17 protein-coding genes are annotated in these 21,912 nt (G+C 71.1%); 2 read left to right on the top strand and 15 right to left on the bottom strand.

Annotated elements, in window-relative coordinates; all coding sequences use genetic code 11:
* Window positions 1-88: 88 nt before the first annotated feature.
* Entirely contained in the window at window positions 89-1,579 is a 1,491-nt protein-coding gene (gene gltX, locus AB0H12_RS05485) for a glutamate--tRNA ligase (RefSeq protein ID WP_499621058.1), read from the bottom strand.
* 90 nt (window positions 1,580-1,669) lie between these two features.
* On the opposite strand from gltX, the gene AB0H12_RS05480 reads away from it, so the two are divergent.
* Complete coding sequence (locus AB0H12_RS05480; protein ID WP_499621057.1) at window positions 1,670-2,917, top strand: FAD-dependent oxidoreductase; 1,248 nt, start codon at window positions 1,670-1,672, stop codon at window positions 2,915-2,917.
* A 7-nt stretch (window positions 2,918-2,924) separates the two neighbouring features.
* Here AB0H12_RS05480 and AB0H12_RS05475 read toward each other — a convergent pair whose 3' ends face one another.
* Window positions 2,925-3,695, bottom strand: coding sequence for a fumarylacetoacetate hydrolase family protein (locus AB0H12_RS05475; protein ID WP_499621056.1), 771 nt, complete (start codon window positions 3,693-3,695; stop codon window positions 2,925-2,927).
* A 57-nt stretch (window positions 3,696-3,752) separates the two neighbouring features.
* On the opposite strand from AB0H12_RS05475, the gene AB0H12_RS05470 reads away from it, so the two are divergent.
* Window positions 3,753-4,382 carry a S1 family peptidase gene (locus AB0H12_RS05470; protein WP_499621054.1) on the top strand — a complete coding sequence of 210 codons (630 nt, stop codon included), beginning with the start codon at window positions 3,753-3,755 and terminating at the stop codon, window positions 4,380-4,382.
* Here AB0H12_RS05470 and cimA read toward each other — a convergent pair.
* The 13 genes from cimA to AB0H12_RS05405 form a co-directional block, all read right to left on the bottom strand.
* Window positions 4,363-5,958 carry a citramalate synthase gene (cimA, locus tag AB0H12_RS05465; protein WP_499621053.1) on the bottom strand — a complete coding sequence of 532 codons (1,596 nt, stop codon included), beginning with the start codon at window positions 5,956-5,958 and terminating at the stop codon, window positions 4,363-4,365. The genes AB0H12_RS05470 and cimA overlap by 20 nt on opposite strands.
* 188 nt (window positions 5,959-6,146) lie before the next feature.
* A complete protein-coding gene (locus tag AB0H12_RS05460; protein ID WP_499621052.1) occupies window positions 6,147-7,124 on the bottom strand; it encodes an ABC transporter substrate-binding protein in 978 nt (325 codons plus the stop codon).
* 13 nt (window positions 7,125-7,137) lie between these two features.
* On the bottom strand, window positions 7,138-7,875 hold the full coding sequence (locus tag AB0H12_RS05455; protein WP_499621051.1) for a heme ABC transporter ATP-binding protein: 738 nt from the start codon (window positions 7,873-7,875) through the stop codon (window positions 7,138-7,140).
* A complete protein-coding gene (locus tag AB0H12_RS05450) occupies window positions 7,875-8,882 on the bottom strand; it encodes a FecCD family ABC transporter permease (protein WP_499621770.1) in 1,008 nt (335 codons plus the stop codon). Before AB0H12_RS05450 ends, AB0H12_RS05455 begins: the two co-directional genes overlap by 1 nt.
* Window positions 8,883-9,502: 620 nt before the next feature.
* Window positions 9,503-10,540 (bottom strand): 3-isopropylmalate dehydrogenase, encoded by a 1,038-nt coding sequence (locus tag AB0H12_RS05445; RefSeq protein WP_073891631.1) that lies wholly within the window; start codon window positions 10,538-10,540, stop codon window positions 9,503-9,505.
* Window positions 10,541-10,768: 228 nt separating this feature from the next.
* Window positions 10,769-14,110 (bottom strand): S8 family peptidase, encoded by a 3,342-nt coding sequence (locus AB0H12_RS05440; protein ID WP_499621049.1) that lies wholly within the window; start codon window positions 14,108-14,110, stop codon window positions 10,769-10,771.
* A gap of 266 nt (window positions 14,111-14,376) precedes the next feature.
* Window positions 14,377-15,966, bottom strand: a complete 1,590-nt coding sequence (gene serA / locus AB0H12_RS05435; protein WP_499621048.1) for a phosphoglycerate dehydrogenase — start codon at window positions 15,964-15,966, stop codon at window positions 14,377-14,379.
* A gap of 311 nt (window positions 15,967-16,277) precedes the next feature.
* On the bottom strand, window positions 16,278-17,357 hold the full coding sequence (locus AB0H12_RS05430; RefSeq protein WP_499621046.1) for a CU044_5270 family protein: 1,080 nt from the start codon (window positions 17,355-17,357) through the stop codon (window positions 16,278-16,280).
* Window positions 17,350-17,964 carry an RNA polymerase sigma factor gene (locus AB0H12_RS05425; RefSeq protein ID WP_499621045.1) on the bottom strand — a complete coding sequence of 205 codons (615 nt, stop codon included), beginning with the start codon at window positions 17,962-17,964 and terminating at the stop codon, window positions 17,350-17,352. The genes AB0H12_RS05430 and AB0H12_RS05425 overlap by 8 nt, the downstream gene beginning before the upstream one ends.
* A 211-nt stretch (window positions 17,965-18,175) precedes the next feature.
* Complete coding sequence (locus AB0H12_RS05420; RefSeq protein ID WP_230567768.1) at window positions 18,176-18,445, bottom strand: DUF397 domain-containing protein; 270 nt, start codon at window positions 18,443-18,445, stop codon at window positions 18,176-18,178.
* Between the two features lie 63 nt (window positions 18,446-18,508).
* A complete protein-coding gene (ilvC, locus tag AB0H12_RS05415; protein ID WP_230567769.1) occupies window positions 18,509-19,522 on the bottom strand; it encodes a ketol-acid reductoisomerase in 1,014 nt (337 codons plus the stop codon).
* A 31-nt stretch (window positions 19,523-19,553) separates the two neighbouring features.
* Window positions 19,554-20,060, bottom strand: coding sequence for an acetolactate synthase small subunit (gene ilvN / locus AB0H12_RS05410; protein WP_053723072.1), 507 nt, complete (start codon window positions 20,058-20,060; stop codon window positions 19,554-19,556).
* Window positions 20,061-20,066: 6 nt separating this feature from the next.
* Window positions 20,067-21,905, bottom strand: coding sequence for an acetolactate synthase large subunit (locus tag AB0H12_RS05405; RefSeq protein WP_268996476.1), 1,839 nt, complete (start codon window positions 21,903-21,905; stop codon window positions 20,067-20,069).
* Between the last annotated feature and the right edge of the window lie 7 nt (window positions 21,906-21,912).

Genomic DNA, 21,912 nt, shown 5'->3' with positions numbered 1-21,912 from the left:
CGGTCGCCCCTCGTCCGACTCGACCAGAGAGGTGATATCTAGGGGTTCTTGCACGGTCAAGCACCCCTGAACCGCCCGAACGAACCAGTCAGATTGCCCCGAGCGCGCGGCGCAATCGCCCGATCGAGCGACTCCGACCCAGTAGTTCCATGGATTCGTAGAGTGGTGGCGAGACGGTACGGCCCGTCACGGCGACCCGCACCGGCGCGTAGGCCTTGCGCGGTTTGAGGCCCAATCCGTCCACAAGCGACACCTTCAGCGCCTCCTCGACGGCGGCGGCCGTCCACTCCGGAAGCGATTCCAGGGCGGCGACGCTCGCCTCGAGCACGGGCCGGGCGTCCGGGCCGAGCGCCTTGGCCGCCGAGTCCTCCTCGGGCGCGAAGTCCTCCTCCGCGGCGAACAGGAACCGCACCATCCCGGAGGCCTCGGACAGCACCACGAGCCGCTCCTGCACGAGCGGCGCGACGCCCGACAGCAGGGCGACCTGCTCGGGCGTCGGCTCGGCGGGCAGCACGCCGTCCTTGACCAGGTGGGGCAGCACGCGGCTGACGAAGTCCTCGACGGGCAGCGCGCGCAGGTGCGTGGCGTTGATCGCCTCGGCCTTCTTCAGGTCGAAGCGGGCCGGGTTGAGGCTGACCTTCTCCAGCTCGAACGCCTCGACCAGCTCGGCCACGGTGAAGATGTCGCGGTCGTCGGCGATGGACCAGCCGAGCAGCGCGAGGTAGTTCAGCAGGCCCTCGGGCAGGAAGCCGCGGTCGCGGTAGAGGAACAGGTTCGACTGCGGGTCGCGCTTGGACAGCTTCTTGTTGCCCTCGCCCATCACGTACGGCAGGTGCCCGAACCGCGGCGTGAAGGTGGTCACGCCGATCCGGGTCAACGCCCGGTACAGCGCGATCTGGCGCGGGGTCGACGGGAGCAGGTCCTCACCGCGCAGCACGTGCGTGATGCCCATCAGGGCGTCGTCGACCGGGTTCACGAACGGGTACAGCGGGTCGCCGTTGGCGCGCACCAGCACCGGGTCGGGCGTGCTGCCCGCCTTGAACGTGATCTCACCGCGCACCAGGTCGACCCACGAGATGTCCTCGTCGGGCATCTTCAGGCGCAGCACCGGCTGACGGCCCTCGGCGCGGAACGCGGCCCGCTGCTCCTCGGTCAGGCCGCGGTCGTGGCCGTCGTAGCCCAGCTTCGGGTCCTGACCGGCGGCCTTGCGCCGTGCCTCGACCTCCTCGGCCGTGGAGAACGACTCGTACAGCTCGCCCGCCTCGAACAGGCGCTTGGCGATGTCGTCGTAGAGGTCGCGCCGCTGGCTCTGCCGGTACGGCGCGTGCGGGCCGCCGATCTCCGGGCCCTCGTCCCAGTCCAGGCCCAGCCAGCGCATGGCTTCCAGCAGCGAGAGGTACGACTCCTCGGAGTCGCGGGCCGCGTCGGTGTCCTCGATCCGGAACACCACGGAGCCGCCGGTGTGGCGGGCGTACGCCCAGTTGAACAGGGCGGTGCGGATGAGCCCCACGTGGGGCGTGCCGGTCGGCGACGGGCAGAAGCGGACGCGGACCTCTGGAGATGCTGCTGATGCGCTCATGACCCGATCAGCGTATCGGGCTTGACCGGGGCCCCGCGCAGGAGCATCCTGAACTTATTCAACTGGTGTTGAAAAGCAGAGGGGTGGATCATGGAGAGGACTGGTGTCGTGGTCGTCGGGGGCGGCCCGGCGGGCATGGTGGCCGGGTTGTTGCTGGCCAGGGCCGGTGTCGAGGTGACGGTGCTGGAGAAGCACGGTGACTTCCTGCGCGACTTCCGCGGCGACACGGTGCACGCGTCGACGTTGACGCTGCTGGACGAGCTGGGCCTGGGGCCGTCGTTCGCCGAGGTGCCGCACCAGCTCGTGGACAAGGTGCAGGTGCTGCTGGACAGCGGCCCGCAGACGATGGGCGACCTCACCCGGCTCCCCGGGCGGCACAAGCACATCGCGTTCGTGCCTCAGTGGGACTTCCTGGACCTGCTCGCCGACGCGGGCAAGCGCGAGCCGACGTTCACGCTGCGGATGAACACCGAGTTCACCGGGCTCCTCAGGAGCGGCGGCAAGGTGACCGGCGTCCGCTACCGCACGCCGGGCGGCGAGACCGGCGAGCTGGCCGCGGACCTGGTCATCGCGGCCGACGGGCGCCGTTCGCTGGTGCGCGAGCAGCTCCGGCTGCCGGTGCACGAGTTCGGCGCGCCGATGGACGTGTGGTGGTTCCGGCTGCCGCGCGACCCGGGCGAGCTCAGCGGCGCCACCGGCCGGTTCACGCAGGGCCAGGCCATGGTGCTGATCAACCGGGGCGACTACTTCCAGTGCGCTTACCTCATCCGCAAGGGCACGGACGAGCTGCTGCGGGCGGAGGGGATCGCCGCGTTCCGGCAGCGGGTGGTGAAGCTGGTGCCGTGGCTGGCGGAGCGGGTGGAGACCGTCGAGTCGCTGGACGACGTGAAGCTGCTGGACGTGAAGCTCGACCGCCTGCGGCGCTGGCACGCCGACGGCGCGCTGTGCATCGGTGACGCGGCGCACGCCATGTCGCCCATCGGCGGCGTCGGCATCAACCTGGCCGTGCAGGACGCGGTGGCCGCCGCGTCGCTCGTCGCCGCGCCGCTGCGCCGCGGCGAGCTGAGCCCGAAGGTGCTGGCGAAGGTGCGGCGCAGGCGGTGGCTGCCCACGGCGGTGACCCAGGCGATCCAGCGGCGGATCCAGGACTCGTTCCTCAAGCCGACGCTCACCGCCACGTCGAGCGCGACGCCGGGGCGCCCGCCACTGCCGGTCCGGCTGATGGGGCGGTTCCCGCGGCTGCAGGGCGTGCCCGCCTACCTGGTGGCGATCGGGCTGCGGCCCGAGCACGCGCCGGGGTTCGCGCGGCGCGCGCCCGAGCGCATCGAGCGCGGCTGAGCGGTGCTCAGCGGTTGGTGACGGTGTTCGTCAGCGTGCCGAGGCCCTCGACGGTCACCGAGACGGTCTGCCCGGCGGTCAGCGGGCCGACGCCGGCGGGGGTGCCGGTGAGGATCACGTCCAGCGGTCGCAGGGTCATCACCGAGGAGATGTGCTCGATCAGCTCGGGGATGTCGTGCACCAGCAGCGAGGTGCGCGAGTCCTGCTTGACCACGCCGTCGACCTCGGTGCGGATGGCCACGTCGGACGGGTCGAACTCGGTCTCCACCCACGGACCCAGCGGGCAGAACGTGTCGAAGCCCTTGGCCCGCGTCCACTGGCCGTCGGCCTTCTGCAGGTCGCGCGCGGTGACGTCGTTGGCGATCGTGTAGCCGAGGATCGACTGGCGGGCGCGCGAGGCGGGGATGTCCCGGCCGCCGACGCCGACGACGACGGCCAGCTCGCCCTCGAAGTCGACCCGCTCGGACACCGCGGGCAGCTTGATGTCCGCGTTCGGCCCGATCACGGCGGTGTTGGGCTTGAGGAACATCAACGGGTTCTCGGGCACCTCGTTGCCCAGCTCGGCGGCGTGCTCGGCGTAGTTGCGGCCGATGGCCACGATCTTGGGCGGCAGGAACGGCGCCAGCAGGCGGACGTCGGCCAGCGGCCAGCGGCGGCCGGTGAACGTCGGGTTGGCGAAGGGGTCGTCGGCGATCTCGACCGCGGTGAGGTCGTCGCCGTCGCCTTCGATCGCGGCGAAGGCCAGGCCGTCGGGCTGGGCGATACGGGCAATGCGCACGGAGTTCACCCTAACCGGCGGCTTGCGCCCGCACCGCGCGTGCCTAGCGTCGGAGGGATGCGAACCCTGCTGCTCGTACTCGCCCTGCTCGTCGCCGCCGCCGCTCCCGCCGCCGCGACCACGTCCGCGCTGCCGACCCCGCTGGAAGCGGGCACGCCCCTCTACACGTGGAACGGCGGGCGCTGCGCCAACGGCTTCAACGCCCGCGGCTTCCTGATCGTGCCGCCGTCGTGCGGGATCGTCGGCACGGTGGTCCGGGGTCCGAACATGGTGGACATAGGCCCGATCGTCGCGGTCCGGACGACCTACGCGATCGTCCGGATCACCAACACCGCCGCCTGGGTCCAGCGGCCCACCATCGCCGGGCGCGCCGGCGTCATCACCGGCTCGGCGGAGACGCCCGTCGGCGGCACGGTGTGCGCGGCGGGCCGCACCACCGGCTTGCGGTGCGGCGCCGTGCAGGCCAAGAACGTCACGGTCAACTACCCGGAAGGGGTCGTCTACGGCCTCACCCGGACCAGCGTGTGCACCGAGCCCGGCGACCAGTGGGCCCCGATCTTCACCGGCTCGCAGGCCCAGGGGCACTCGCTGGGCGGCAGCGGCAACTGCTCGGTCGGCGGCTCGTCCTACTTCGAGCCGCTCAACCGCGTCCTGGCCGCCGAGCGGCTCACGCTGGTGACGGGCTGACCCGCATCGCCTTGTGCACGAGCGCGTCGCACAGGGCGAGCCAACTGGCCTCGACGATGTTGCCGTGCACGCCCACGGTGGTCCACTCGCGCTCGCCGTCGGTGGACTCCACGAGCACGCGGGTGACGGCGTCAGTGCCGTGCTGATCGGTCAGGATGCGCACCTTGTAGTCGTTCAGCTCCACCGCGTCCAACCACGACAGGTGGGGCAGGAGCGCCTTGCGCAACGCGGCGTCCAGCGCGTGCACCGGGCCGTTGCCCTCGGCGGTGGCGATGACGCGCTCGCCCGCCACGTGCACCTTGACCGTGGCCTCGGACACGATCGAGCCGTCCTGGTGGTGGTCGAGCACCACGCGGTACGACTCGAGCACGAACGGTGGCGCGTCCAGATCGGACAGCTCCGCCTTGAGGAGCAGTTCCAGGGAGGCGTCGGCGGCCTCGAACGACCAGCCGCCCGCCTCCAGCTCCTTCACCTTGCGCACCACGTTGGTGAGCGCCTCGGGCCGGCGGGTCAGGTCGATCCCGAACTCACGTCCCTTGAGTTCGAGACTGGCCCGACCCGCCATCTCGGTGACCAGCACCCGCATGTCGTTGCCGACGGTGTCCGGATCGATGTGGTTGTACAGCTCCGGGTCCACCTTGATCGCGCTCGCGTGCAGCCCCGCCTTGTGGGCGAAGGCCGACGACCCGACGTAGGCCTGGTGGGTGTCGGGCGCGATGTTCGCGATCTCGGCCAGCGCATGGGAGACCCGGGTGAGCTCGGCCAGCGACTCGTGCGGTAGCACCTGCAGGCCGAGCTTGGTCACGAGGTTCCCGACGACGGCGAACAGGTCGGCGTTGCCCGCTCGCTCGCCGTAGCCGTTCGCGGTGCACTGGACGTGGGTCGCCCCCGCCTGCACCGCGGCGATGGTGTTGGCCACCGCGCAGGACGTGTCGTCCTGGCAGTGGATGCCGACCCGGAAGCCCGTGCGGGCGACCACGTCGGCGACGGTCTCGGCCAGCCCGAGGGGCAGCTGGCCGCCGTTGGTGTCGCACAGCACGACGACGTCCGCGCCACCCTCCACTGCGGACTCCAGCACGCGCAGCGCGGTGTCCGGGTCGTACGCGTAGCCGTCGAAGAAGTGCTCGGCGTCGACGAAGACCCGGCGGCCCTCGTTCACCAGGAAGGCGACGGTGTCGCGGACCATCGCGCAGTTCTCCGCCACGTCGGTGCGCAGGGCCCGTTCGACGTGCCTGCGGTCGGACTTGGCGACCAGCGTCACGACCGGCGTCCGGGCCTCCAGCAGCGCCCTGACCTGCGCGTCCTGCTCGACCTTGACGCCCGCCTTGCGGGTCGAGCCGAACGCGACGAGCTGCGCGTGCTTGAGCGTGAGCTCCCCCGCCGCCGCCCTGGCGAAGAACTCCGTGTCCTTCGGCATGGCGCCCGGCCAGCCACCCTCGATGAAGCCGACGCCGAGCGAGTCGAGCAGGCGGGCGACGGCCAGCTTGTCGTTGACCGAGTAGGAGATGCCCTCGCGCTGGGCACCGTCCCGCAAGGTCGTGTCGAAGACGTGGAATGAATCGCCGAGGGGGGTCACGAGAGGGCTCCTAAAGATCTTGGAAAACAAAAAGACCCCCCGCAGGATGCGAGAGGTCGGCGCGTCGGGTGCTTCGAGGGAGCACTACCCGACGCGCTCAGAAATAATGATCACCGTGTGGAGAGCCACGTGGCCGATGGTGCCACAACCCGTCCGCGGATACCAAGCCACGGACGGGTTGTCCCACACTATGGGTGGTAGCTATCGGCCAAGAACTTCGCGAACGCGGCGATGGCGGCCGGGTTGCGCGGGCTTTCCACCAGGGCCGCGTAGGGCAGCACGAAGAAGCGCTCGGCCTTGATGGCGGGCACGTCGGCGAGCGGTGGGTAGGACTCCAGGAACGCCCGCTTCTCGTCCGGTGTGGTCGCCTCGCCGTCGGCGTAGTCGTTGATCAGCACGACGTCCGGCGCCCGGTCGACGACGGCCTCCCAGCCCACTGTGGTCCAGCTGTCGTCGAGGTCGCCGAAGATGTTGTCGCCGCCCGCCTTGCCGATGATGTCGTGCGGCGCGGCGTTGCGGCCCGAGGTGAACGGCTGGTCGAGGCCGCTGTCGTAGAGGAACACCTTCGGGCGGTGCCGCCGGACCAGCTTCTCGGCGTCCTCCACCTGCTTGCGGTAGCCCGCGATCAGGTCCTCGGCCTGCCGCTCCACGCCGAACACGCGGCCCAGGTTGCGCAGGTCGGTGTAGAGGGCGTCCAACGGCGGCATGATGCCGCGCTGCTTGCCGACGCCGTTGCGGCACGCCTCGGTGAGCTGGTAGGTGGCGATGCCGAGGTCGGCGAGGGCGTCCGGGGTGAAGCCGGTCGCCTCGGAGAAGCCGTAGTTCCAGCCCGCGAACACGAAGTCCGCCTTGGCGCCCTGGACGAGTTCCTTGGTGATCTGCTCGCCGAGGTTCGGCACGCGGTCGAAGTCCGCTTTCCACGGTGAGGAGGCGACGTCGCCCGCCTGGCCGGCGCCGATCACGTAACCGGCCATCCGGTCGCCGAGGCCGAGCGCGAACATGAGTTCGGCGATGCCGGTGTCGTTGGTGACCACACGGGACGGTTTCGCGTACGAGACCTCCTGGCCGCAGTTGGTGACGGTGACCTCGTCGGTGGCGGCGGTCGGTGCGATCTGCGCGCCGCAGCCCGTCGTGAGGAGGAGGGCGAGGGCGACGAACTTCTTCACTTCGGTGGGCTCCCTAGTGTTCGAACAGCAGTTGGGGTGCGCCGCTGGTGGGGTGGCGGACGACGTGGGCCCGGACGTCGAAGACCTCGCGCAGCACTTCGGGGGTGAGCACTTCGTCCGGTGTGCCGCTGCGCACCACGCGACCGCCGTCGAGCACGTGCAGGCGGTCGCAGTAGGCGGCGGCGAGGTTGAGGTCGTGCAGGACCGCGAGGACGGTCACGTCCAGGCTCCGGACCAGCGCGAGGACGGCGAGCTGGTGGCTGATGTCCAGGTGGTTGGTGGGCTCGTCCAGGACCAGCACCTTCGGCTGCTGGGCGAGGGCGCGGGCGATGAGGACGCGCTGGCGCTCGCCGCCGGACAGGCTGAGGAAACCGCGGTGGGCGAGGTGCGCGGCATCCACCCGGGACAGTGCTCCGGCCACCACCTCGTCGTCGTGCTCGGGTGTCCCGCGGTGCGGGAGGCGTCCCATCGCGACGACTTCGGTGACGGTGAAGTCGAACTCGACGTGGCTGTCCTGGGTGAGCGCGGCGAGGTGCTCGGCGGTGTCGCGGATTCTCATCGCGGCGATGTCCCGGCCGCCGAGGCGGACCACTCCCCCGGACGGCGCGAGCGCCCGGTACACGCAGCGCAGCGTGGTGGACTTGCCGCTGCCGTTGGGTCCGACGATGCCGTGCACCTCGTGCGCCGCGGCGTGCAGGTCCACGCCGTGGAGGATGTCGGTGACGGTGAGGTCTTCCAGCCGGACGTCCATCAGCGACCGCCGAACACGTAGCCGCGGCGGCGCATCAGCAGGATGAAGCACGGCACGCCCAGCGCGGCCGTGATGACGCCCAGCGGCAGCTCTTCGGGCGCGGCGAGCAGGCGTGCGGCGACGTCCACCCAGATCAGGAAGCACGCGCCCGCGAGCGGTGCGACGGCGAGCACCTTGCGGTGGTCCGCGCCGACCGTGAGGCGGACCAGGTGCGGCAGCATGAGGCCGACGAAGCCGACCGCGCCGCTGACCGCGACCAGCACCCCGGTCATGGCGGCCGTGACGCCGAACAGCGCCTTGCGGGTGCGGGAGACGTCGATGCCGAGGGTGGTGGCGGTCTCGTCGCCCATGGACAGGGCGTTGAGGTGCTTGGCGCGGGTCCGGAGGTAGGCGACGCCGGCCAGCACGACCGCGGCGGCGACGGGCAGTGAGCCCCACGTGACGCCGCCGAGGCTGCCCAGCAGCCAGAACATCGCGGCGCGTGCGGCCTCACCGCGTGGCGACTGGAAGACCAGCAGCATGGCTACGGCGGAGAAGCCGTAAGCCAGGGCGGTGCCGGTGAGGACCAGGCGCAGCGGGGCGAGGTCGCGGCCGGCGACCACGTAGACCAGGGCCATCGCGGCGAGCGCGGCGAGGAACGCGGCCGTGGACAGGGCGTAGACGCCGAGTGAGGCGAACAGGCCCGTGGTCACGACGGCGGTGGCGCCGACGCTCGCGCCGGAGGAGATGCCCAGCACGTACGGGTCGGCCAGGGCATTGCGGACCATGGCCTGGATGGCGACGCCGACCACGGACAGGCCAGCGCCGACCACGGCGGCGAGCAGCACGCGGGGCAGGCGGATGTCCCACACGATCCGGTAGGGGCCCGCTTCGGCGGCGTCGATCGTGCCGCCGGTGAGCGCGGCGGCGAGGAAGCGCAGGACGTCGCCGAACGGGATGCTCACCGGTCCGAGCGCGACGCCGGCGACGACCGAGGCGGCGAGGACGGCGGTGAGGACCAGGCACAGGCCCGCGGTGGACGGGCGGCGCGGTGTCGGCGAGGTGCGCGGTGTCGGCGTTCTACGCGGTCCCGACGGGGTACGTGAGGCCGACGGGGTGCGCGGTGTCGGCGGCGGAGTGGGGTCGGACGTGCCCCGACTGCTGGTGGAGGTCACCGGTCGCCTTTCGGACGGGTGGCCCAGACCGGCCACCCGCACCCGCTCGCGGCAGGCCGGCGCACCCGTCCCGCAGACCACGGCAGGAGTTGGAGCTTCTTCCCACCGCCCACGGGTGATCGGGCTCGCCGAGCGTCGTGCAGCGTGACGTTCGGCCTACCGTTGCGGGTCAGCGCCGGAATTCGACCGGACTTCCCCCACGGGCGGCACCGGCGACCCTACGGCCCGTGACGCGTTCAGGGCCACCACGACATCGCCGTGGTGGCCCTGATCACGTACTGCGCTCGCGCGTGTCGAACCTCCGGGTCCCGCGTGTCGAACGCTCAGGTCCCCCGAATTCCACACTCAGGTCGGGTCACGCCGGTCCTGAGCGTTGAACTCGGGGTACCGGAGCGTTCGACACGCGGGTCCTGAGCGTTCGACACGCGGGTCCTGAAGGTTCGACACGCGAGACCTGAAGGTTCGACTCGCGGTCAGGCGGTTCGGACGTTCGAGGAGACCAGGGCGGCCAGGCGGTCGCCCACCGCGTAGGTCGCGCCCGGCGACGAGTGGTCGCGGGTCGCCAGGTCGAACGCCACCGACGCCTCGATCCGCCGCGCCGCCTCCGACTCGCCCAGGTGGTCGAGCATCAGCGCCACCGACAGCACGGCGGCCGTCGGGTCGGCGATGCCCTGCCCGGCGATGTCCGGCGCGCTGCCGTGCACCGGCTCGAACATGCTCGGGTTGCGCCTGGTCACGTCGAGGTTGCCCGACGCCGCCAGCCCGATGCCGCCGGTCACGGCCGCCGCCAGGTCGGTCAGGATGTCGCCGAACAGGTTGTCCGTCACGATCACGTCGTACCGGCCCGGGTCGGTGACCAGGTGGATCGTCGCCGCGTCCACGTGCTGGTAAGCCACCGTCACGTCGGGGTGCTGCAACGACACCTCCTCCACCACGCGCGACCACAACGACCCGGCGTGCGTGAGCACGTTGGTCTTGTGCACGAGCGTGAGGTGCTTGCGCGGCCGGTTCGCGGCACGGGCGAACGCGTCGCGCACCACCCGCTCCACGCCGAACGACGTGTTGATCGACACCTCGGTCGCGATCTCGTGCGGCGTGTCCTTGCGCAGGAGGCCGCCGTTGCCGGCGTACAGCCCCTCCGTGCCCTCGCGCACCACCACCATGTCGATCTCGGGCGGGTCGGCGATCGGGCTGCGCACACCGGGGTAGAGCCGCGCCGGCCGCAGGTTCACGTGGTGGTCGAGCTCGAACCGGAGCCGCAGCAACAGGCCGCGTTCCAGGATTCCGCTCGGCACCGACGGATCGCCCACGGCGCCGAGCAGGATCGCGTCGTGCTGGCGGAGTTCCCCGAGCACGGACTCCGGCAGCAACTCACCTGTGGCGTGCCAGCGCGCCGCGCCGAGGTCGTAGCGGGTGATCTCAGCCGCTGGAACGACCTCACCGAGCACCTTCAGGGCCTCGGCGACGACCTCGGGCCCGATCCCGTCTCCTGGGATCACTGCGAGCCGCATCCACACACCTCCCAGGTATCAGTCCCATTGCACGGGACTAGTTTCCATTGCGAAAGGCTACCGGTCCGAGGCCGTGAAACCGCACTCGGAACACCCCTCCGTGGTCATATCTCCCGGACTGCGGGACACCCGAACGGTCCAGTGCGCCCTTTTGGGTGTCACCCGATGCGCTTAAACGGCTCTGGCCGGCCGGGGCAACCCCCGACCGGCCAGAGCGGTGCACGACGATCAGGCCACTGGGCGGACGGCCACGCCGACCGTCGACCTCGCCCGCACCTTCACCACGTCCGCCTTGTCACCCGAGGCGTTGTGGTGGTGCAGGACCAGCAGGCTGTCCGCGCCGTCGGCCGCCGCGGCCTCGGCGTCGTGGTTGACCACCAGCGCGGTGGCCGGACGCGCCAGGTAGGACAGCGCGGGGTCGCCACCGCCCTGCACCCACAGGCCCGGCTTGAGCGGGTCGAACGACAGCGGGTTCGGGAGCGCGTCGACCAGGCCGTTGGACGAGCCCGGAGCCACGTAGAACCCGGCCACGCCGACCTGGTAGGCGATCCGCGAGGTGTCCGCCGACGCGTCGATGCCCAGCGCCGACAGCAGCACGGGCAGGACCACCACGTTCGTGTCGAACACGTTCGTGTCGACGTCGCCGAACTGGCCGTTGACGCCCTGGAGGTCGACCGTGGCGCCGGTGGACAGGTCCACCGTGGCCGCGACCAGCAGGTCGGTGTCGGTCAGCTTGGTCGCGTAGACCTCGTAGTCGAACGTGCCGTCACCGTTGGTGTCGATGTCGACGAACGGGATCGTGTTGCTGCCCAGGTTGTACCAGTTGCCCCAGGTGGAGAGGCCGAACGCGAGCATCGCGTCCGCCGGCTTGCCCTGCGCCTTGGCCAGCGGCGCGGTCGAGGCGACGCCCACGTGCCGCAGGTCGCCGCCCTTGGCCGTGTCGTTGAGCACGCAGTTGTCGGTGACGTTGCGGCGGCACTCCGGCAGCTGCGGCGAGGACGCCTGCAGCTCCAGCACGCTCACCAGGGAGCGGTAGGCGCCCTGGTCGACGCCCCGGCCGGTCAGGTTCAGCACGCCCTGGCCCTTGCCGTTGACCCGCACGCTGTTGGCCACGGCGATGTCCGCCACCGGCTTCGGCGCCGAGTACACCGGCACCCGCAGGGACACCGAGGAACCGGACTTCGGCGTGAGCACGACCCGGCCCGACGCGTCGGCCAGGTACTGGCGCGGCACGTCGAGGTGGTTCGCCTCGATCGTCGGGTCGACGGTCTTGCGCAGCGCCGCCGGGTCGTCGATCTTCAGCGTGACGGTGATCCGGGCGATGCCGCGCGGGCTGAGCCGCACGGTGCTCGCGGACAGGTCGTAGCGCACGCCCGGGATCTGGGTCAGCGCCTCGTAGCCCACGGTGTAGTCCACCCACTTGGTGGACTTGTTGACCACCTTGATGGTCTTGGTGAGGCTGACCGGCGCGGCCACCTCGACCGTGCCGAACGACGCCGACACCGAGCCCGGGTTGTCCTGCACGTAGGCGAGGACCTGGTTCTCGACCGCGGCCTTGCCGTCGACGCGGCCCGCGCCGACGCGGTTGGGCGCGTAGGTCTTGTCGCCGGCCTTCACGTCGTGGCCGGCCGTGTTCATGACCGCGGCCTTGACCTCTTCGGTCGTCCAGTCGGGGTGGACCTGGCGCACGAGCGCGGCGATGCCGGCGATGTGCGGTGCGGCCATCGACGTGCCCGAGTTGACCATCGTCTTGTTGCCCGAGCCGACCAGCGCGGAGGCGATGGAGTCGCCGGGCGCGGCCACGTCCGGCTTCACGACCGGGCCGCGCACGCCGCGCGAGGTGAACGAGCTCGGGGTGTCGCTGATGGACTGGTCGTACGTGGGCAGCGAGGTGCGCAGGTCGCCCGCCTGGCGGACGGCCAGCGTGCCCGCGGCCAGCGCCGGGCGCAGCGCCGCGGTCGCCGAGCCGGTCAGCTGGAACACCGGGATCGCCGCGTTGCCGGAGATGCCCGCGTTGAAGTGCTCCAGGTTGGAGGTGAACAGCGCGCCGATGGCGCCCGCGGCGGTGGCGTTGTTGCTCCGGCCGACCGAGCCGCAGCGACGCGTGGCGTCGTTGTCGTCCCACTCCAGCCACACCATCTTGCCCGCGACGGCGGCCTTGTCCGCGGCCGAGAACGGCAGGCAGCCGTCCTTGTTGGCCGCGTCGCTCATCGCCACGACGGATCCGCTGACGTTCGCGCCCTCGTAGTTGTAGGCCACGCTGTACTGGCCGGGCTTCGAACCGGCGGAGCCGGCGGGCGCGGTCACCTCGACCGCGTCGCGCAGCACGTACGCGTCACGGGTGCTGGCCACGGTCAGCGCCTCGGGGGTGCTGCCCGGCGAGCCGCCGATGTCGTACAGGTCGCCGCCGTTGCCCGCGGAGAACACGGTCAGCACGCCGGAGGCGTTGAGCTTGCGCACGAACAGGCTGTCCGGGTCGTCCGGGGCGCCGTAGTCCGAGCCGAGCGACAGGTTGACCACGTCGAGGTGGTCGGAGAAGTCGCCGTCGCCGTCGGGGTCGAGCGCCCAGTCCAGGGCCTGCGCGGTGACGTTGGTCGAACCGTCGCAGCCGAACACCTTCAGCGCGTACAGCAGGGCCTTCGGCGCGGTGCCGGGGCCGATGCGCATCGCGTCCAGCGCCTCGGGGGTGAGCTTGGTGTAGTCGCCCTTGAAGGTGGAGCCGTCGGCGTTGACGCCGAAGCCCGCCGCGGTGCCGGCGACGTGCGAGCCGTGGCCGTTGCAGTCGAGCGGGTTCGGGTCCGGCTTCGGGGTGTTGATCGCCGGGTCGTCGCTCTCGCCGTCGTAGGCGTTGCCGACGAAGTCGTAGCCGCCGACCACCTTGGCGGTCGGGAAGTACGAGGCGTCGACCTTGGTCTCGTCGATCGCCTCGAACGCCTCGATGGTGCCGGGGCCCGCGAAGTCGCTGTGGGTGTAGTCGATGCCCGTGTCGATGATGCCGACGCGGGTGTCGTCACCGAGCTTGCCGTACTCCTGCCACGCCTTGAGCGTGTTCGTCAGCTGCACGGCGGTGGAGTTCTGGCGCTTCTTCGGCACCACCGTGCGCACGGACTTCACGTCCGCGCGCTGGGCCAGCTCGCGCACCTTCGCGGCGTCGGCCTGCACGACCACGCCCGGCACGCCGTTCGCGGTGCGGAACAGCTCCTTGGTGGCGGAGTCCTTGCCCCTCAAGGCGTTCACGACGACGTCGGTGACCCGACCGGTGTCGTTCCTCGTGGCCTTGGCGGCGTCCTTGGCCTGCTGCTTCGTGGCGCCCTGGCTGGTCTTCTCGGCGAACGCGTCGACGGCCGGCTTGGCCTCCAACTCCACGAACGCGGTGACCCTGCCCTTGGCGGCCGTCAGCCGGTCGGACACCTTCAACTGCAACTTGCCCGCATCCAGACCGCGCGCGTTCGCGACGGACGGTGCCAGTGGATCTTCCGCGGCCAGTGCGGTACCGGCGGTGGACCCGGCGACGAGCATCGCGGCCAACACCGGTACGGCAGATCTGGCGAAAACGCGAGATCGGCTCACAACGTGCCCCAAGCGAGGTCGGATTCGACCGGGCAGGCAGCGTCTTCTCCAGTAGGGGCACTGCCCGCGTGGTGCCGTGCCCTCTACGGCACCGGGTCAACCTCGTGCGAGGAACCTAATCGCTCGATCGAGCTGATCAGTTAGCCCAAACGAGTGATGGCAACCACAGTTTTGACAACTAACGGTTAACTGTGACACCGCCGAGACCTGCGACGATATACATCGACAGGTCTCGGCGGCGTTACTCCGTTTCGGGGACTAGCCGATCACTCGAAGTTGACCGAGCGCACCGTGCGCGCGCCGACGGCCGCGCCGATCGGGTCCAGCACCGCGGTGTCCACCGGGCGGTCGACGCGCAGCAGCATGAACGCGTCCGCGCCGTCCTTGGTCTGGCTGATCTGGGCGGCCTCGACGTTCACGCCCGCCTCGCCGAGCAGCGTGCCGACCGCGCCCATCACGCCCGGCCGGTCCGGGTACTCCAGGAGCAGCACGTTGCCCTCGGCGCGCAGGTCGAAGCCGCGGCCGTTGATGCCGACCAGCTTCTCGACCTGGTCCAGCCCCGTGAGCGTGCCGGACACCGTGATGACCGCGCCGTCCGCCTGCACCGCGCGCACCGTGACCAGGCTGCGGTGGTTGGCGCTCTCCGGCTCCTTGACCAGGTCGACGCTCACGCCGAGCGAGGTGGCCAGCGCCGGCGCGTTGACGAAGGTGACCTGCTCCTCGACCACGCTGGAGAACACGCCGCGCAGCGCGGCCAGCGGCAGCACCGCGACGTCCTCGTTGGACAGCTCGCCGCGCACCTCGACCGAGACGCTCGTCGGGGCCTTCGCGCTCAGCGCCGCGACCACCGTGCCCAGCTTCTGCACCAGCGGCAGGTACGGGCGGACCTCCTCGCCCACCACGCCGCCGCCCTGCACGTTCACCGCGTCCGGCACGAAGTCGCCGGCCAGCGCGAGCAGCACCGACTTGGCCACGTCGGTGCCCGCCCGGTCCTGCGCCTCCGTGGTCGACGCGCCCAGGTGCGGGGTGACGACGACGTTCGGCAGGCCGAACAGCGGGCTCTCGGTGGTGGGCTCGGTGGAGAACACGTCGATGCCCGCGCCGCCGACCTGGCCCTCCTTCACGGCCTCGGCCAGCGCCTCCTCGTCGACCAGACCGCCGCGGGCGGCGTTGACGATGATCACGCCGCGCTTGGCCTTGGCCAGCTGCTCGGCGCCGATCAGGCCCTTGGTCTCCGGGGTCTTCGGCAGGTGGATGGAGATGAAGTCGGCGCGCTCCAGCAGCTCCTCCAACGTCACCAGCTCGATGCCGAGCTGCGCGGCGCGGGCGGCGCTGACGTACGGGTCGTAGGCGATGAGCTCGGTGCCGAAGGCCGCGATGCGCGCGGCGAACAGCTGGCCGATCTTGCCCAGCCCCACCACGCCGACGGTCTTGCCCTGGACCTCGACGCCGTTGAACTTGCTGCGCTTCCACTCGTGGTTCTGCAGCGTGGCGTGCGCGGCCGGGATCTGGCGCGCGGTGGCGAGCAGCAGCGCGACGGCGTGCTCGGCGGCGCTGACGATGTTCGAGGTGGGCGCGTTGACCACCATGACGCCGCGCTCGGTGGCGGCGGGCACCTCGACGTTGTCGAGCCCGACACCCGCGCGGGCGACGACCTTCAGCTTGGTGGTGGCCTTGAAGACCTCGGCGTTCACCTTGGTGGCGGAGCGGACCAGGAGTGCGTCGGCGTCGGCGACGGCTTCGAGCAGCGCGGGACGGTCGGTGCCGTCGACGTGGCGCACCTCGATGCCATCACCGAAGACGTCGAGAACGGACGGTGCGAGCTTCTCGGCGATGAGGACAACGGGCTTGGTCACGGACGTCGCTCCCGGAGGTGTGAACGGGTGGGGAGCGCGGGGCCGTCGAGCAGGTCGTCACCCGCGCCGGCCGGCCACGGCAATGTGTCCGGGTTGTTAACGAGCATAGTCAGCACCCGCCCGGCGGTTGACACCCGGGTGCCCCGTTTCACCTGCTGGAACACGGTACGCGCGTCCCGCAAGGCGCCCCGGTCACGGCGGGAGGGAGCCCGGTCACGGGGTGGCTGCACCTCGGCGGAGCAGCCGGTCCCCCGGCCGCCATCCCACCGATGGCAGTCCGGTGGCGGGTTCACCACCGGACTGCCGACGGATCACCGGGTGGGCTTGGCCCCGATGCCGTCGACCACCGCCGTGGTGGTGGAGGAGTAGCCGGTGACGGTGCCCTTCGGGATGCCGGCGAACACCGAGTCGGACACCGTGCGCTCCCCGATCACCTCGCCCGTGCCGGGGTCGAGGATGATCTCCTGACGCTCTCCGCCCTCGGAGATGCCCAGCGCCACGCCCCGGTGGCCGTCGAGGTCGGCGGCGCCGTCGGTGACGTCCAGCCCGGGGAGGTGGGTCAACGCCCGCAGCAGGTTCGCGCGGGCGGCGGCGGGCATCAGCCGGGTGCGCAACGCGTCGGCGGCGTAGACCAGTGATCGCTTTCCGCCGCCGCTGTCCTGGTGCAACCGCTCGTACAACCGCTCGGGGTCGGTGGGCAGGCCGGCGAGGAACTCCGGCTTGGGGAACTGCCAGTTGCCGTGCTCCGGAGCGCCCTGCGCGAACTCGCCGCCCCTGGCTCGCTGCTCCGGCCACGGCGTCTCCTCGATCACGGCCCCGGCCGCGCGGGCTTCGGCCTCGGTGCCCTTGACCCACTTGCGGTTGCCGGTCTCCCCGCGTCGCCGCAGCCACTCCCCGTCCGGGTCGGCGGGGATCCAGGTCTCGATGACGTTCTCGTTGAGGAAGGTGAAGCTCTCGCTCTCCGCGCCCGTCGTCCTCGCCCACCAGGCGTGGGTGGCCAGATAGCGGTACTGGCCGTCCGCCAACACCGGATCCTGGGCCCGCGCGGCGACCTCGGCGGCGCTGGTCAACGCCTCCCGCGCCCGGGCACTGGCGGTGCTGTCGGAGAAGAACACCGCCTGCGCGAACACGCCCCCGGTCGCGAGCACCGCGACCGCGGCCGCCGCGGCCAACCAGCGGCGCAAGGGCCGCCGCCGACGTGCTCCCTCCCCGGCCTCGGCCAGGCCCAGCCGCGGCCGGGCCTGGGCGGCCGCGGTCGCCACCAGGTTCTCCCGCACCCCGGCCAGACCCCGTTGATCGGTCTTGATCTCCAGGTACAGCCCGGTCAGCGCCCGGTCGAGCTCGTCCTCGGTCCACACCTGCCGGACCCCGGCCCGATCCCCCTCACCCATCGCCGTCCTCCGCTCCACCGGTCGCAACAGAACTGTGTGATTGCAGCCACCGACGCACCCTGTGCAGGCGCGAGTAGACCGTGCCCACGGGGATGCCCAGGGCCTGGGCCACCTCGTTCGAGCTCAGACGACCCCACGAGGTCAGCAGCAGCACGTCCCGGTCCCCCGGTTCCAGTGCGGCCAGCGCGCCCGCCAACTGCCGGACCCGCTGCTGCGCGGTGACCCGCTCGGTCGTGCGGACCTCGGGCGACTCCGCCTGCGCCCGGTCCGACCCCACCACCCGGGCCCTGGCGCGCCAGCCCCGGACCTCCTGCCGCACGTGCCGCCGGAGCAGGTTGCTGGCGATCCCGTACAACCACGGCCGCACCCCGGCCCGCGCCGCGTCATAGGTGTGCCGTTGCTGCAACGCCACCAGGAACGTCTCCGACACCAGGTCGTCGGCGGCCTGGTCCCCGACCCGGCGGGCCAGGTAGGCGTGCAGCGACCCGGCGTGGTCGTCGAAGAGCCGCCCGAACACCGACCCCGGATCCGGCCCCGACAGGTCCGGGTCATCGCCGAGCGGCGGCGCCGGGCCCGGCCCCGCTGAACTCGCAGTCGTCCTCGTCATGCCTCTACTTGCCCGCGGGACGCCACGCCCTTCACGGAACCGACGTGTCCTGAGACACCCTGTCCGCCGACGCGAACGTTGAACTCGGGGTGCGCGAACGTTCGACACGCGCGTTCTGGACGTAGGACTCTCGCGACGTGGACGTAGGACTCTCGCGAGTCCCTAGGTTCGGGGTGCGGGAGGGCGGCGCTCCGGAGCGCGGGGAGGCGGGTTACCAGGGTTCGTCGAACTCGCCGTCCTTGACGCCGAGGATGAAGGCCTCCCACTCGGCGGGTGTGAACACCAGGACCGGGCCGTCGGGGTGGGCGGAGTTGCGCATCGCCGTGTAGGTCACGCCGTCGGTGTGCTCGACGAACGCGATCTCGACGTGCTCCTCCTCGTCCTCCGCGCCCTCGTCGCTGCGGATCCACTCGGCTCCGGCGAGGTCGAGGTTGCCCCGGACGTGGGCCTTGTCGTCGTAGATGGGCGCGCTGTCGGTCATGGGCCCTAGGTATACCGGGGCCCGCGGTCGAAACCGCGGGCCCCGGTGAAAAAACCGCTTATCTTACGCCGTTTCGGTGATGGGGCGGTCGACCCAGGACATCAGGCCGCGCAGCTTCTTGCCGACCTCCTCGATCGGGTGCTGCTCGCCCTCCTGCTGCAACTTCTTGTAGTTGCCGCGGCCGGCGTCGTCCTCGTTCACCCACTCGGTGGCGAAGGTGCCGTCCTGGATCTCGCCCAGGATCTTGCGCATCTCCTCCTTGACCCCCGGCGTGATGACGCGCGGGCCCCGGGTGAGGTCGCCGAACTCGGCGGTGTCGGAGATCGAGTACCGCATGCGGGCGATGCCGCCCTCGTACATGAGGTCCACGATGAGCTTGAGCTCGTGCAGGCACTCGAAGTAGGCGACCTCGGGCGCGTAACCGGCCTCGGTCAGCACCTCGAAACCGGCCTGCACCAGCGCGGACGTGCCACCGCAGAGCACGGCCTGCTCACCGAACAGGTCGGTCTCGGTCTCCTCCTTGAACGTGGTCTTGATGACGCCCGCGCGCGTGCCGCCGATGCCCTTGGCGTACGACAGCGCCAACGCCTGCGCGTTGCCGGAGGCGTCCTGCTCGACCGCGATCAGCGCGGGCACGCCCTTGCCGTCGACGAACTGGCGGCGCACCAGGTGGCCGGGGCCCTTGGGCGCGACCATGGCGACATCCACATTGGACGGCACGGTGATCAGGCCGTAGCGGATGTTGAAGCCGTGGCCGAAGAAGACCGCGTCGCCGTCCTTGAGGTTCGGCGCGATGTCGTTGGCGTAGATGTGCCGCTGCGCGGTGTCCGGCGCCAGGATCATGATCAGGTCGGCCTCGGCGGAGACCTCGGCGGGCGTGCCGACCGGCAGGCCCTCCTCCTCGGCCTTGGCGCGGGACTTGGAGCCCTCGGGGAGGCCGATCCGGACGTCGACGCCCGAGTCGCGCAGGCTCAGCGCGTGCGCGTGCCCCTGGCTGCCGTAGCCGATGACCGCGACCTTGCGCCCCTGGATGATGCTCAGGTCGGCATCGTCGTCGTAGAAGATCTCGACGCTCACTGGTGGTACTTCCTTCCTCGGAACTGGAAAATCAGCGCACCGCGGTCGCGGTGATGGAGCGGGCGCCACGGCCGATGGCGACCATGCCGGACTGGACGATCTCGCGGAGCCCGTAGGGCTCCAGCATCCGCAGCAGCGCGTCGAGCTTCTCAGACGTGCCGGTGGCCTCGACCGTGACCGCCTCCGGGGAGACGTCGACGACCTTCGCGCGGAAGAGCTGCACCGTCTCGAGGACCTGGCTGCGCACCGTCGCGTCGGCGCGCACCTTGACGAGCAGGAGCTGCCGCTGGACCGACGCGGCGGGCTCGAGCTCGACGATCTTGATGACGTTGATGAGCTTGTTGAGCTGCTTGGTGACCTGCTCCAGCGGCAGCTCGTCGACCGACACCACGATGGTCATCCGGGAGATGTCCGGGTGCTCGGTGCGGCCGACGGCGAGCGACTCGATGTTGAAGCCGCGCCGCGAGAACAGACCCGCCACACGGGCGAGGACACCGGGCTTGTCCTCGACCAGAACGCTCAGGGTGTGCCTAGTCATCAGTGGTCACTCGTCCTCGTCGAACAGCGGGCGGATGCCACGCGCGGCCATGATCTCGCTGTTGCCGGTGCCGGCGGCCACCATGGGCCACACCTGGGCGTCCTTGCCGACCACGAAGTCGATGACGACCGGCCGGTCGTTGATCTCCATGGCCTGCTGGATGACCGGGTCGACCTGCTCGCGCGACTCGGCGCGCAGGCCGGCGCAGCCGTAGGCCTCGGCGAGCAGCTTGAAGTCGGGGATGCGGTGCTTGTGCGTGCCCAGGTCGGTGCTGGAGTAGCGCTCGCCGTAGAACAGGGTCTGCCACTGGCGGACCATGCCCAGGTTGCCGTTGTTGATGACCGCGACCTTGATCGGGATGCCCTCGATGGCGCAGGTGGCCAGCTCCTGGTTGGTCATCTGGAAGCAGCCGTCGCCGTCGATCGCCCACACCTGGACGTCCGGCACGCCCGCCTTCGCGCCCATCGCGGCGGGCACCGCGTAGCCCATCGTGCCCAGGCCGCCGGAGTTGATCCAGGTGCGCGGTCGCTCGTACTTCACGAACTGCGCGGCCCACATCTGGTGCTGGCCGACGCCCGCGGTGAACAGGGTGTCCGGCGGGGTCAGCAGGCCGATCCGCTCGATCACGAACTGCGGGGACAGCGTGCCGTCCTCGGGCCAGTCGTAGCCGAGCGGGAACGTCTCGCGCAGCGCGTTGAGCTGGTCCCACCACGGCGCGAGGTCGACCGTGCGCGCCGCGTTCTCCTTCTCCGCGCGCACCGCGTCGACCAGGTCGCGGATGATCTCCTTGCAGTCGCCCACGATCGGCACGTCCGCGCGGCGGTTCTTCGAGATCTCGGCCGGGTCGATGTCGGCGTGCACGACCTGCGCATCCGGCGCGAACGTGGACAGCTGGCCCGTGACCCGGTCGTCGAACCGCGCGCCCAGCGCGATCAGCAGGTCCGACTTCTGCATCGCGGCGACCGCGCCGACCGTGCCGTGCATGCCGGGCATGCCCATGTGCTGCGGGTGCGAGTCGGGGAACGCGCCGCGCGCCATCAGAGTGGTCACCACCGGGATGCCGGTGGACTCGGCCAGCTCCAGCAGCTCGGCCGACGCCTCGGCCTTGATCACGCCGCCGCCGACGTACAGCACGGGCCGGCGGGCCGCGGCGATCAGCTTCGCGGCCTCGCGCACCTGCTTGCCGTGCGGCCGGGTCGTCGGCCGGTAACCGGGCAGGCGCAGCTCCGGCGGCCAGGAGAACGAGGTCATCTCCTGCAGCACGTCCTTGGGGATGTCCACCAGGACGGGGCCGGGTCGGCCGGTGGCGGCCAGGTGGAACGCCTCGGCGATGGCGCGCGGGATGTCCGCGGCGTCCGTGACGAGGAAGTTGTGCTTGGTGATCGGCATCGTGATGCCGCAGATGTCGGCTTCCTGGAACGCGTCGGTGCCGATCAGGGGGCGGGACTGCTGGCCGGTGATGGCGACCACCGGGACGGAGTCCATGTTGGCGTCGGCCAGCGGCGTGACGAGGTTGGTGGCGCCCGGCCCCGAGGTCGCCATGCAGACGCCGACCTTGCCGGTGGCCTGGGCGTACCCGGTGGCGGCGTGGCCCGCGCCCTGCTCGTGGCGGACCAGGATGTGGCGCACCTTGGTGGAGTCGAGGAGGGGGTCGTAGGCAGGCAGGATCGTGCCGCCGGGAATGCCGAAGACCACTTCGCAGCCCACTGCCTCCAGCGAGCGGACGAGGGACTGGGCACCGGTCACGCGGATGGGAGCGCCGCTCGGCGGGGCCGGTTTCGGCCGCGGTCCAGGGCGGGGCGACGACGACTCTCCGGGAGCCGGTCGCGAGGTTGCGCTGGTCATCTGTCTG

Origin of the sequence: Actinosynnema sp. NPDC023794 (assembly GCF_040639675.1) — a bacterium.
GTDB classification, from domain to species: Bacteria; Actinomycetota; Actinomycetes; order Mycobacteriales; family Pseudonocardiaceae; genus Actinosynnema; species Actinosynnema luteola.
The sequence above is the reverse complement of the archived record's forward strand: the minus strand, read 5'-3'. Positions and strand labels throughout refer to the sequence as shown.